This is a genomic window from Rothia sp. CCM 9419, from assembly GCF_048512815.1.
GTDB lineage: Bacteria > Actinomycetota > Actinomycetes > Actinomycetales > Micrococcaceae > Rothia.
Window position 1 is genome coordinate 1 of record NZ_JBLXXY010000009.1, and the last position, 13,048, is coordinate 13,048.

The 13,048-nt window shown below is 47.9% G+C and carries 11 protein-coding genes and 1 riboswitch; of the genes, 4 read left to right on the forward strand and 7 right to left on the reverse strand.

Annotated features, from left to right (window positions below; genetic code table 11):
• Positions 1-95: 95 nt before the first annotated feature.
• Positions 96-1,703 carry a bifunctional phosphoribosylaminoimidazolecarboxamide formyltransferase/IMP cyclohydrolase gene (gene purH / locus ACN08W_RS07715; protein ID WP_419103406.1) on the reverse strand — a complete coding sequence of 536 codons (1,608 nt, stop codon included), beginning with the start codon at positions 1,701-1,703 and terminating at the stop codon, positions 96-98.
• Between the two features lie 110 nt (positions 1,704-1,813).
• Positions 1,814-2,437 carry a phosphoribosylglycinamide formyltransferase gene (gene purN / locus ACN08W_RS07720; RefSeq protein ID WP_419109190.1) on the reverse strand — a complete coding sequence of 208 codons (624 nt, stop codon included), beginning with the start codon at positions 2,435-2,437 and terminating at the stop codon, positions 1,814-1,816.
• A gap of 130 nt (positions 2,438-2,567) precedes the next feature.
• Between purN and ACN08W_RS07725 the strand changes: the two genes are divergently transcribed.
• Positions 2,568-2,987 (forward strand): hypothetical protein, encoded by a 420-nt coding sequence (locus tag ACN08W_RS07725; RefSeq protein WP_419109191.1) that lies wholly within the window; start codon positions 2,568-2,570, stop codon positions 2,985-2,987.
• A 239-nt stretch (positions 2,988-3,226) separates the two neighbouring features.
• On the opposite strand, the gene ACN08W_RS07730 is transcribed toward ACN08W_RS07725, so the two are convergent.
• From ACN08W_RS07730 to ACN08W_RS07740, 3 genes are all read right to left on the reverse strand, one after another.
• Positions 3,227-5,017: a DUF6350 family protein gene (locus ACN08W_RS07730; RefSeq protein ID WP_419109192.1), complete on the reverse strand. Its 1,791-nt coding sequence runs from the start codon at positions 5,015-5,017 to the stop codon at positions 3,227-3,229.
• 184 nt (positions 5,018-5,201) lie between these two features.
• On the reverse strand, positions 5,202-5,651 hold the full coding sequence (locus ACN08W_RS07735; protein ID WP_419107473.1) for a plasmid stabilization protein: 450 nt from the start codon (positions 5,649-5,651) through the stop codon (positions 5,202-5,204).
• Positions 5,648-5,842, reverse strand: coding sequence for a nuclease PIN (locus ACN08W_RS07740; RefSeq protein ID WP_419109193.1), 195 nt, complete (start codon positions 5,840-5,842; stop codon positions 5,648-5,650). The genes ACN08W_RS07735 and ACN08W_RS07740 overlap by 4 nt, the downstream gene beginning before the upstream one ends.
• Positions 5,843-5,873: 31 nt before the next feature.
• A riboswitch (SAM riboswitch) is annotated at positions 5,874-6,002 on the reverse strand.
• A gap of 145 nt (positions 6,003-6,147) precedes the next feature.
• Between ACN08W_RS07740 and ACN08W_RS07745 the strand changes: the two genes are divergently transcribed.
• The gene (locus tag ACN08W_RS07745) at positions 6,148-9,663 is read left to right on the forward strand and encodes an SNF2-related protein (protein WP_419109194.1); all 3,516 of its coding nucleotides are present in this window, start codon (positions 6,148-6,150) and stop codon (positions 9,661-9,663) included.
• On the opposite strand, the gene ACN08W_RS07750 is transcribed toward ACN08W_RS07745, so the two are convergent.
• Together ACN08W_RS07750 and ACN08W_RS07755 are read right to left on the reverse strand one after the other, a co-directional pair.
• Positions 9,646-10,593, reverse strand: a complete 948-nt coding sequence (locus ACN08W_RS07750) for a DUF808 domain-containing protein (RefSeq protein WP_419109195.1) — start codon at positions 10,591-10,593, stop codon at positions 9,646-9,648. The genes ACN08W_RS07745 and ACN08W_RS07750 overlap by 18 nt on opposite strands.
• Before the next feature lie 69 nt (positions 10,594-10,662).
• A complete protein-coding gene (locus ACN08W_RS07755) occupies positions 10,663-11,958 on the reverse strand; it encodes an MFS transporter (protein WP_419107476.1) in 1,296 nt (431 codons plus the stop codon).
• Between the two features lie 17 nt (positions 11,959-11,975).
• Between ACN08W_RS07755 and ACN08W_RS07760 the strand changes: the two genes are divergently transcribed.
• Together ACN08W_RS07760 and ACN08W_RS07765 are read left to right on the forward strand one after the other, a co-directional pair.
• Entirely contained in the window at positions 11,976-12,113 is a 138-nt protein-coding gene (locus tag ACN08W_RS07760) for a hypothetical protein (RefSeq protein ID WP_419103412.1), read from the forward strand.
• 67 nt (positions 12,114-12,180) lie between these two features.
• Positions 12,181-13,014, forward strand: a complete 834-nt coding sequence (locus ACN08W_RS07765; protein ID WP_419109196.1) for an aldo/keto reductase — start codon at positions 12,181-12,183, stop codon at positions 13,012-13,014.
• The last annotated feature ends 34 nt before the right edge of the window (positions 13,015-13,048 follow it).

Genomic DNA, 13,048 nt, shown 5'->3' on the forward strand with positions numbered 1-13,048 from the left:
CTCATCCAGTGGCTTCGCGAGAAAATATTTTCTGAACCACACCCCTCTTAGTATCTCTCCCTTATCAGAGAACAGATTCTCTGAAATTATTCTTCTTAATGGAAGAAATGACGGCTGCCAGTAAAGTACATTGTCACACCAGCAGATTCAGCGGCAGCAATGACTTCTTCATCACGAATAGAGCCACCAGGCTGAACAACCGCACGAACACCAGCGTCTATGAGCACCTGTAGACCATCAGCGAAAGGGAAAAAGGCGTCAGAGGCAGCAACTGAACCGCGAGCGCGTTCAGCATTATCGGCAAGAGTGTTAGCGCGTTCAACCGAAAGTTTACAAGAATCTACACGGTTTACCTGCCCCATGCCAATACCGACAGCAGCACCTTGATGAGCTAGAAGGATAGCATTTGATTTTGCAGAACGTAGGGCACGCCAAGCAAAGCTCAAATCTTTGAGGGTTTGTTCATCGGCAGGTTGACCGGCAACGAGAGTCCACGCGGTAGGCGTATCACCCTCAGCTTGTAACTGGTCTGCATCTTGGAATAATGCGCCACCAGAAATTTGACGGTATTCGATGGTGCTTCGCGTATAGTTCTGAGGCAGTTCGAGAATACGTAGGTTCTTCTTAGACCGTAAAATCTCTAAAGCATCTGCACTATAGGACGGTGCAACAATTACTTCGGTAAAAATGTTTTTGATGTTCTGCGCCATCTGTGCGGTCACTTCGCGGTTTGCTGCAATAACACCGCCATAGGCAGACACCGGGTCACAGGCGTGAGCGTTCATATGAGCTTGTGCAATAGGGTCTTCAGCTTGTGGTGGTGCAATTGCCACGCCACAAGGATTATTGTGTTTAATAATAGCTACTGCGGGTTCATCGAAATCATAGGCGGTGCGTAGAGCGGCGTCAGCATCAACGTAGTTGTTATAGCTCATTGCTTTACCGCCGAGTTGTTCAGCTTGGGCAATGCCGGGGGCGCTAGCGGGGTCTACGTAAAGAGCTCCTTGCTGGTGAGGGTTCTCTCCATAGCGTAAAGATTCTGAACGTTCAAAGGATAGTCCCGCAAAAGGTGGCCAGTATTGGGCGTTCTCAGATCCTTCTAGCTGGGCGGCTGTCCATGTTGCTACAGCGGTATCGTAAGTGGCGGTATGTGCAAAAGCAGCTGAGGCAAGACGGCGACGTTCAGCTAAAGTAAATCCACCGTTTTGGGCTGCGTTAATGACGTCATCATAGCGTTGGGGGTCGACGACAACAGCTACTGAATGATGGTTTTTTGCGGCTGCACGCACCATGGAAGGACCACCAATATCGATTTTTTCGATAATAGCATCGTGGTCAGCGCCAGAAGCAACGGTTTGCGCAAAAGGGTAAAGGTTAACGATAACAACGTCAAAAGGTTCGATGCTCAGCTCTTCTAGAGTTTGTCGGTGTTCTTCTTTCCGACGGTCAGCTAGAATACCTGCGTGAATCCTCGGGTGAAGAGTTTTGACGCGACCTTCAAGACATTCGGGAAACTCGGTGATATCAGATACTTCTGTTACTGGTACGCCAGCAGAAGCAATCGTCGCTGCGGTAGAACCTGTTGAAATGAGTGATACACCGGCTTGGTGTAGTTCGCGTGCAAGGTCTTCTAATCCAGTTTTGTCGTAGACAGAGATGAGCGCACGTTTGATGGGGACACGGTCTAGCTGAGTAAGGCTCACAAATACTCCAATTTTTTGTCTGGGTAAAAGGTGTTATTTTGAGCCGTTTTCAGCCCCGGCCCACGGGCTAGATACCAGTGATGAGGTATCTACATCTGTGGCACCGGCGCTTATAAAAGCGGGGGTGTATGTTCTTCAGGAGTGGTTTTCTCCGTGGCATTCTGCGAAGAACGTAGAGTGTGGCTTATCTGTTCAAGAGTGTTCACAAGTAATTCCCGCTCTTTGACTTTGATACGCTCGTGGAGGGTTTCTTCGGTGTCTGTATCTTCCACAAAGACAGGAGCTTGAGCAAGGATAGTTCCGGTATCCACCCCTGCATCAACTAAATGAACCGTCATTCCAGTGACTTTAACCCCATAGGCGAGGGCGTCGCGTACCCCGTGTGCTCCGGGGAAAGAGGGTAAGAGAGCAGGGTGGGTATTGATGATACGTCCGGCGAATCGTTCAACAAGTTGTTTGTCCACGATGCGCATGAAGCCAGCGAAGACGATACGATCAGGGTTATATCGGGTGAGGTGTCCTTCAAGGGCGCGGTTCCATTGCTCGCGAGAAGAATAATGATGTGGTTCGCACAGGAACGTTTCAATACCGTTCTCTTGGGCTCGTGCGATACCACGGCACGGTTTATCTGCACCGACAGCAAGAATATCCACAGTGAGGGTGCCTGCCGAAACAGCATCTATGATGGACTGTAAGTTTGTCCCTGACCCAGAGACCATCACCACAATACGCATGGTTCACAGTGTACCCCACCTTGTGGCGAAGCTAATAGTTCAATTATTTATATGACTTAAAGTATTTTGCGCATGAGAGAGCAGGCGCGAGGAATCCCTCAAATCTCTCAGAGCAGGTATCCTAGAGAGTATGTCTGTACAGCCTATGCTTCCTGAGAATGAGTCCTCCCCCATGGTTCAAGACGCAAAGCAGCGTCTTGACGTCTGTCATCGTTTGAGCATTGCTTTTGGCCTTTTAGGGTTTGTGTTCTCCTCGTATAGCGGGTGGTGGCTTATTGCAGCAGTGTCTTTTCAGTTAGGGATGATTATCAGCGCTGTTTGGGGCATGACGTATATTGCTCGGGCACGTGCGTCCTCAGGCATGTATGTGACGTTCACATTCTTTATGGTGATTGCGTTAGTGCTCATGTTTAGCACCGCAATACAAATAATTTTTATGGACCAAACAAACCAGTTTGCAGATTGTACCCGTCATGCTCTGACTATTGTCCGGCAGGAGCAGTGTAAAGCTGATTTAGAAGATAATCTTTTAGGGTCCTTACTCAAATAAAGCCGATATGGGCAGTTATACCGGGAGTTATAGGGGTACTGGTAGCAGTACTCATGGTGGTGGTTGTAGAGCGATTAGACTGGGACAAACAACCCCCGCAATAAACTTCAAAATAAAACCTCAAGGTATTGTCTTCAAGCACATTTGATGATGCTCTAGATACATCCCATCAGCTCAATTATTTAAGTGAGGTTTTCTCACACCCTCAGAACGCCAAAAGCTCTGTGCCCCGAAAGGCGTTAAGAGTCATCAGACTGCGACGAAGAACGACGTCGAGTTTTTGGACGGCGTATGACTCGCCCATGTTTAAAGTGAGTGAGGGTTTTCCCTTCAGAAGAATCCTTATCTCCAGTTACCTGATCGGCTGCAGTATCATTTTTTTGTTTCGATACATCATCTTCAGTTGACGAAGCCTCTGCCTGAGCCTCGAGGTTTTCCTCTTCGATATCAGAAAACAATCGTAAGTTTTGGGCTACGACAGATTCAAAATCAGCAGTTTTTTGCTCCTCTTTTTGAGCCACCTCAGATAGCGTCATATCCGATAACGGTTCATCAGAGTCTTCTAAGAGACGACGCACAGCCTCGGAAGAAGGCTTATTGGTTTCATCATGCTGTTCTTCAACTTCTGCGATAGCAGAATTCTGACGAGAGTTTCGACGTTGCGCTTTTTTCTGCTCGCGGGCAAGACGTTTACGACGACGGCGCTCTTCACGGTCATTCTTTAGCTCAGAGAAACGCTCAAGCTCAGTAATAGCGCCACGATGGAAGATAGGGGCCATCACCGATCCCATCATCACGCCACAAGCAATCCAACCGGCAGATAAAGCACCAAATAATAAAGCATCTGGCCCTAAATCAGTAAAACGTCCCATACCAAGAGAACCGCGCGATGCCCAACCGCATAACGCCAAAATGATGCCGGCAGGAATAGAAACAAAGATAGCTAAGGCAAAAGTTGATAGTGGCAAAGAAATCCAGCGGAAAGGAATTTTAAGAGAAAGCCACTCATCAAGATGGTCTTCGCCGGCGCGGAAGAACCACCAGCCAGCAACAATACCGCACAGCACAGGAACCGCAATAGCAATATAGCTCCACGGCTCATTGACCGTTGGTAAGGCACCCAGAAGAGGGAAAGCGGGGAGCACACCAGTAGAGTGTTCAAAGAAGTTTACGGAGGTATGTTCTCCCAATGAGAAACCAGCTCCGACACTCCAAGACATCGCCCAAAAAACTACGTTAGGGATGACCCCAAGCTGTAAAAAGGTCAAAGCCGTATCGCCGATAGCACCAGCATCAAGCAATTGATAAATTGTGACGACATCGCTCCAATGCCAGAGCAAAGACAAGCTCAGTAATAGCCCTCCACAGCCAATAAACGCAAGAACTGCCACGATTGATGCGCGAAGAACCGTCCAAACATAAGAACCCGTCCAACGTGAGTACTGGCTAAACTGAGCAACCCATTCTGCAGCGTTAACACCGATCATTCTCGCCAAAGAACGAGACTCGTACCAGCCACCAAGAATAAGCCCTGATAAAACGACCCAACACGGTACAAGTGCAGAAGCTACAGGGTACGCTACCGCAGCAGTATCTGTTGTCAAAAGGCTCAAGCCCCCAGCACAGGCACTATAAGTGATAGCTCCGGTTAATGTTGGTATCCAGAATTGTCCCTCACGAGATGCTTGAGCTAAGACTCGTCCTGAACGGAAACATAACCATAAGGGTATCAGCGTTAAACCCAACGGGATAAAGCTCATCGTCCCCTGAATATCGGGGGTGTCTCCATACGGGGCAGAGATGTTCAGATGAAGAGGAACCCCATGGATTAGAAGCCACATTTGGCTAACTAAAACTGCCATAGCGTAGAGGTCACGCTGTTCAAAACCGCCGGTAAACCATACGGCACCCAGTAGTAGCACTACAGCAAAGCAAGAGTAGAAGGCAGTACGAAAGAGTTCGACAACCCCCTGTAGCCAGAGGGGCATCGGTATCGAACGTTGTTGAGGTTTCATCACGCTGGTTTTCATCGTCTTTTATCTTGTCATGAACTCTATTGAACTCTGAAGTTCACACAGCTTTTCTCATCCAAATGAGACATAAACCAAGGATTTTCTTCACCGCGTGCACCCCACTGAACCATACCATGTATGCCGGTCAAGACGCTAAGCTCATCACAGCCTACATCTTAAGATCATGCAAAAGACACAGTGTTTATAGTCCTCGCGCGGTGTTTTCATGCAACGGATTAACGGCAGGGACTCCCCAGCGACGATAAATATCTGCTTTAGAAGAAACTATTTCTAGCTGATGCACTTCAGCGGTAGCAGCCATGAGCCCTTCAAGTGCGGCGGTAGGCAATGGCGTATAAGGGCCTTCTGGTGAGGGGCGTTCTTCAGCACGAATTTGGCGACCGGCCCATGCCAAAGATACGTTCGTATCAACGTCGAGGACCTGCCCGCTAAAACGTTCGAGAAGTTCGTTAACCCACCGCTCTGTTTCAGGGTAGGGGTAAAGCCCTTTAAGTTCGCCTAGGCTAAGTGCTGATATGTACATCACCATATATGAGCGACGGCGAAGAAACGCAACGACCTGCGGATGTGGTGTGGCTTTGCGAATCTCTGCTAGTACATCAGAGTCTAGAAGTAGTCCTCTTATACTCATGCTGCTTGTAAGATACCGTATTCCTGGTTAGGGATACCGTGCGGATTAGGAGAGAGCAAAAAGTTAAGAAACTCAGAACGCTCATGGGAAATACGAGTGTAATCTTGAATGCTTACGGCAGCGTAACCGCCACGAGTTTGAGCAGAAGAAACAGTTTGAATATTGTGCTGAGGGCGAGCGGTGTTGTGCATGATACAACTGCGCTGAATGCGCTTTCCTTTCGAAGTGCTCTTGTCCGTACCAGCCTGCGTACTATGACGCGAATACGAACCGCTTCGTCATCCGAGCCACCCGTGAACATGGGGTTGGCGTTCAACTAAAGTCGGAGCTTATCAGTTGAAACTCTTGAAGCTGAATCCAGAATAACGCAACCACCACAAAAAACAAAGAGCTCAACCCAAAATATTTGAGAGATTTAGGCTACACCAGCTTTGGTGCAAGCTCATCCGGTAACCTAGAACATATATGCACCCTGCCAGCAGAGGATACAACCACCGTGAATGCACCATCAGCTTTCCCCAGAATCCCCGTCAGCGCAGCAAAAATTATCCAGCAAGTAGGACACCGCACCTACCTGCGCGGAAAACAATACATGCAAGAAGGCAAAGTCGCCCGATACTCCTACGACGCCCAAGCACACATCCTGACAGGAACAACCTACGGCGACGCAACAGACCCATACCTCAGCAAAATTGTCTTCCCCGCAGAACAGGTTGAAGGATCCCTCGCTTTCTCCGCACGATGCACCTGCCCAGTACGCACCGACTGCAAACACTCCGTAGCCATCATGCTCACCGCCATCGAAAGAGCCGAAAAAGTTAGCAAAGCTCAAAGTTCCACTCAACGCGTCACAGACGGACTCAGCGAAGAACAGCTCAAACACCACGGAATCACTACTGCACAAGAGCTAGCAGAACAACAAAAAATGTCGACATGGCGCAGAACACTGTCACAAACACTGGCGCAGCATCACCGGATACCCTACGAAAATAACAGCAATACCATCGCCGCTCTCGACCTCAAAATGCACGTTAACTCCCGCTTCGCACTCGGTAGCGGTCAACACAAAACACCACGTATCACCCTACAAGCACGCCCACTCGTCCAAGGTAAAAACAACCGTTGGATTAAAGACGGCATCAACTGGGAACACTTCCAAAAAGATTACACCGGAAAGACAAGCAGCCACGCCCTCCGACCCGAACACGAACGATGGTTGCGAGAGTTCTACTCCATCATCAGACCTTGGCAATCAGCGTATACTTCCCACCGCGATTGGGTAACACTTTCTACGGTTAACTCGTCCCTACTATGGAAAGTACTCAAAAAAGCAGAAAAAATAGCACTGCCCATCCTGTTAGAGGGAACACCCATCACTACGGCGCACACCGAAGAAGCCACGCTAAAAGCAGAACTTCACAGCTACAAAGACGGTCTACGCATCACACCAACACTCACCACAGGAGAAAATGCCTTCCTCGCATACTACTGCCACCCAATAGGCCAGCCCCGCAACGGATTCATTGCCCTCGGGCACAAAGCACAAGAACACTACAAAGCCACAGCACAAGCTGAACATTGGGAAACAACCCTACCTAGCGCCATCAATCCAACACGTCTCAACGACCGATACGCCGCAGCCGACCTCATTTTCATTCCCCTGAAAGAAACACTCAACGGCGCAGCAGAAACCCTTATCCGAGAAGAACATATCGAAATCCCCTCACAAGATATCAATAGTTTCTATCAAGAGTTCTACCCATATCTCACACGCAATATCAGCTTCTGCACCAACGACGCAACGATACAACCACCCCAAGTGCAACAACCAGAGCTAATTCTTCACGTCTACTTCGACAGCGAACAAACACCCCACGCCCACACCCGCTGGGAATGGGAATACCCTAAAGACCCGCTCAAGAACACACGAGATGAAAGCAACCTCGAATACTTCCCAGTACAGAGCACCTTATTAGACATCTATGAACAGCGCGATAAAAACTACGAAAATACAATCCTCGCGCAACTCAAAAATATCTACCCCGCATTACAGCTCACAGAACAACACTTCTACGACTGGGATGTTCAACAACTCACCGAATCGATACTGCCCCAATACCGCAATGTTCGTGGACTCCGCATCCAAACTCATGGACAAGAACCTCAATTCACAGAACTGGACGTTACCCCCGAAATCCAGATGAGAGTTGAACCAAGCGACACCCAAGACTGGTTTGACCTTGGAATTATTGTCACCATTGGTCAATGGACCGTATCATTCTCTACGATCTTTGAGGCACTCAACGCGGGGAAAAAACACATCCTTCTCGGTGATGGCAACTACTATCCCCTCAACCGACCAGAATTTATCAAACTACGTCAACTACTAGCCGAAATAGAAGACTTCTCAGAACCAGACCAACCACTTAGCCTCAACAAACACCAATTAGGGATGTGGGAAGAACTCGAAGATCTTGCCACCACCACACAATCATGCCAAGGATGGCAAGAAAATATTCACAGCCTCCTCAGCGACAAAGACAGTAGCGATAACGTACCGACTCCAGCAACACTCCAAGCACAGCTACGCCCCTACCAAGAAGAAGGCTACCAATGGCTCTACTTCCTGTGGAAACACCGCCTTGGAGCCGTCCTCGGTGATGACATGGGGCTTGGTAAAACACTACAAACTATTTCCATGATGCTCAAAGCCTATGAACAATGGGTCGAAGAGCTCAATAACAGCACCCCATCATTTGCTCCTTTCCTCATCATTGCCCCCACCTCTGTTGTTCCCAACTGGGTACAAGAATTAGAACGCTTCGCACCAGAACTTGAAATCGCCGCCATCACCACATCCACTGCAAAATCGCAACAAACACTCACAGAACGTATCGGTCAGGCACAAGTCGTTATCACCTCATACACTCTGCTACGACTAGATTCCAACGCTTTTAACAGTTACGCACAAGAAACACCGTGGAACGGGGTCATTCTTGATGAAGCGCAGTTCATTAAGAATGCGAGGACTCAAGCACACCAAATAGCACGAAAAATACCTGCACGTTTCAAACTTGCCGTCACCGGAACACCCATGGAAAACAACCTCATGGAGTTATGGTCTATCTTCTCTCTCGTGGCACCAGGTCTATTCCCCAGTGCACGAAAATTCAAAGACTATTACGTACAACCCATCACTGAAAGCAAAGACCACGAAAAACTCGAACAGTTACGGCAACGGATACGCCCGCTGATTCTCCGGCGAACGAAAGAACTTGTTGCCACAGAGCTACCAGATAAAACAGACCAAAGAATGCCCATTGCTCTTAACCCAGAGCATCGTAAAGTATACGATATGCTCCTACAACAAGAACGCAAAAAAGTTCTGGGACTGCTCAAAGATATGGACAAAAACCGTTTTACGGTCTTCCGTTCGTTAACAAAACTACGCATGATGGCGCTAGCACCTCATCTAGTCGACGAAGAGTACTCGCACATTACCTCATCAAAACTAGAGTACCTTCAGTCGTATCTGCCAGAAGTTCTCTCTCAGGGACACCGTGTACTGATTTTCTCCCAGTTCACCAGCTACCTTAAAACCATCGCAAAAGATTTAGAAGAACAGAATATTGAATTCTGCTATCTTGACGGTTCGACAAGAGACCGCGCAAAAGTTATCGAACAATTTGAGCGAGGAGAAAGCTCCGTCTTTCTCATCTCTCTCAAGGCGGGAGGGTTCGGCCTTAACCTCACCTCAGCAGATTATTGTTTCTTGATGGACCCGTGGTGGAACCCTGCAGCAGAGCAACAAGCCATCGACAGAATCCACCGTATTGGGCAGACCAGACATGTGATGGTTTACAGGCTTATTGCTGCGGGAACCATTGAAGAAAAAGTTATGGAATTACAAAAAAATAAGTCTGCACTCTTCGACGCTGTTGTTGATGATGGAGATTTCTTTAGCGAAAAGATGACAGCAGAACATATCCGAGAACTATTGAGTACCTCGTAGCGATGAGAAGAAGTGCGTTGTAACAACCACAATACCGCCACATAACAGACCAAAGATCATGGCAAAAAATGTTTCAGCGCACCATGCAAGCACGCTCAGAAGAGTACCGGAACTCCACGAGGTGAGAGCATGAACAAGGTATTCAACTGCATGTTCTGGGGCGTGAAAACCGATATCTGCTAAACCGCTCAAGACGATATGCCCGCCCACCCAAAGCATCGCAAAAGTACCAAGTAATGAAATACCTTTCATCACAAGAGGCATTCCTGACACGAGCACAGCGCCTATTTTTTGTGTCATAGAAGATTCACGGCGCATGAGCGCTAAGCCGACATCATCCATCTTCACGAGTACGGCAACAACACCGTAGACAAGTAGAGTAATCAGCACCGCCACCACGATGAGGGAGATAATACGAATAGCCCACGTTCCCTCATGAGCAATAGTGTTCATGGCGATGACCATAATCTCGGCAGAGAGAATGAAGTCTGTTCTAATCGCCCCAGAAATAACGTTTTTCTCGGCTTCTTCCCCAGCAATAATAGCGGGGGTTTCGGTCTCTTCTGCTGAGTGCGGATGAAATAACTCTAGTATCTTCTCAGCACCTTCAAAACAGAGGTACAGACCACCTAACATTAACAACGGAGTTAATGACGCTGGCCATAACCAACTCAAAAAGATAATCAGTGGAAGAATAAAAAATAGCTTATTCCGGAGAGAACCAACCGCAATTTTACGAATAATAGGTAGCTCACGACGAGGTTCTACCCCGTTCAGATATTGGGGAACAACAGCAGTATCATCAACAACAACACCAATAGCGCGAGCGCTTGCTTTAGAGGCTGCGGCAGCGATGTCGTCGGTGCTTGCCGCTGTGAGTTTTACTAATGCTGCGATGTCGTCTAGGAGCGCAACTAGCCCGCCAGCCATGAGGATCTCTTTTCTTTATATCTGTCCAATAAGCTACTACCCCAAGAATACAAGGGAAGTTATCGTTCATTATTGTTCAAGAGTATTTTCGGTTGGATATCTCCACAAAGCTGGTTTCCAGTATGTCGCTAGCACGATAGCACCAACGCATATCACACCACCAATGATGGCTGTCATTGAGGTACCAAATAGTGCAGCTCCCAGACCCATCACACCAATACCGATGTTAGGCCCACCAGCAAGGGTCATGATGAAGATACCTTGAAGACGTCCGCGAAGCCTATCGGGGGTTTCTTGTTGAATGATAGTAGAACGGAATATACCGCCTACACCATCTGCCCAGCCTGCTACCGCTAACGCGCAAGAAGCACAGACAAGAGGTAACAGGTTTTCGTGCAAGGACTCGCTCGGAGAGCGTCCTTCTAAGAAGAATGCAATTGTGCCGAAGAAAACGAATCCTATCCCCCACAACACATAGCTCATTGTGAGGAAAGCTCCACGGCGTTGTATAGCTGATAGCCACCCCGAAAAAGTGACCCCAATAAAAGCCCCTAGTGCGCCAGCTGAGAAGAGCACACCGGCGCCAAGGTCTCCACCACCAAAGGAGAGGAGCACTAGAGCCGGAATGAGAGGACGGGCTTGGATACATATCATCGCAATCAAATCAACGATGAACGTCATCGCAATGACGGGGGTGCGCCGTACAAAATAAAAGCCTTCTACTACGGAGCGAAGACCACGAACCTTTGGTGTTTTTTCATCGTGTTCAGGAAGGACTGTAGGAAGTTTATATAGCGCCCAGATACTGACCAGTAGAGCAAAAACGTTAACAAGGTATGTGTAGTTATATCCGATAGAAGCAATGAATAAACCGCTGAGTAAAGGCCCAAGAGCCATGCCCAAGGAGCCAACGCTCATATTAAGTGCATTGGCAGATGCAAGAAGTTTTGGCGGAACTATTCGAGGGATAATAGCGCCACGAGCAGCCTGATTAATGGGGAAAAGTAATGATTCTAAAGCAACGAGAGTATACAAAACCCATTGGTTCTGGAGATTGATCCATGATTGCAAGGCAATGAAAAGGGTCATGAGCCACATGCCCCAGCTGGCGGTTAAAGAAACTTTACGACGGTCATAGTTATCGGCAATGACTCCTCCGTAAAGACCTCCTATGATAAGGGGTAACACCACAATAAAGCCGAGAAGCCCTACGGCGAAGGTGGAGTGCGTGAACGAAAAAATTTCTAGGGTGACGGCTGTTGATGTAATTTGGAAACCCAAACTAGAAAAGAGAGAACCAATCCACAGCCGGCGGTACTCGGGGAGTTCTTTGACCGGCGTTAAATCCATAAAAATTTTCGCCATGAGGGAAATACTACACTATGGCTAACCGTGTCTTATGCCGTCTATTTGCGCATCTTTTCAGGGGTTATCGGTGCGTTGATGAAGATTATCTGATGACGCAAAGAAAAGTAACACCAGCATTTTTGGGCGGCACTAATTCTATGATGAAAGAATAGACAGAAAATTTTACGCATAAAGTTTTCTGATTGATGCCGTTGAGCACACCTTCGAAAGGATTATCAGATGGCACAACAGCCTCTCAAAACATTTAATGATGGACACACCATCCCTCAGCTAGGTTATGGATTATGGCAGGTTGAAAACGACCGCGCAGAAGAAGTGACACAACTAGCACTCGATGCCGGATACCGACATATCGATACCGCAAAAATCTACGGCAACGAAACTGGTGTGGGCAGAGCATTAGCATCTAGCCACGTAGCTCGTGAAGATATCTTTGTCACCACCAAAATTTGGAATGACGACCAAGGGTACGACCAAACACTTCGAGCCTGTGAAGAATCCTTAGAACGCCTCGGGCTCAAAAGTGTTGATCTTCTCCTCATTCATTGGGCTTCTATCCATCGTGAAAAATATGTTCAGACGTGGGAAGCTTTCATTGAGTTGCGTCGTCGTGGACTAGTACGTTCCATCGGTGTCTCAAATTTCCCCGAACAACAATTACGCGAAATTATTGAGGTAACAGGGGTAACCCCTGCTATCCATCAAATTGAGTTGCACCCATATTTCTCTCAAGAGAAGTTGCGTGCAGTTCATCAGGAGCTTGGAATATTAACCGAGGCATGGTCTCCGTTAGGTCAAGGTGGCCAGTTACTCAGTGACCCTGTCATCACTGAAATCGCTCAAAAACATCAGGCCACACCGGCACAAGTTGTTATCGCATGGCATTTAGCGTTAGGCAACGTTGTTATTCCTAAATCGGTCACGCCAGAAAGAATTGTGTCCAACTTTGAGTCGCTACAGGTACGCCTCGATGATGCAGATATTGAGGCTATTAACTCATTGACTCGTGCAGATGGGCGTATTGGCCCTGACCCGTCACATATCGAGTTCTAAGAGCAGCTTTTACCTTCTCAGGTGAGGCAGACGT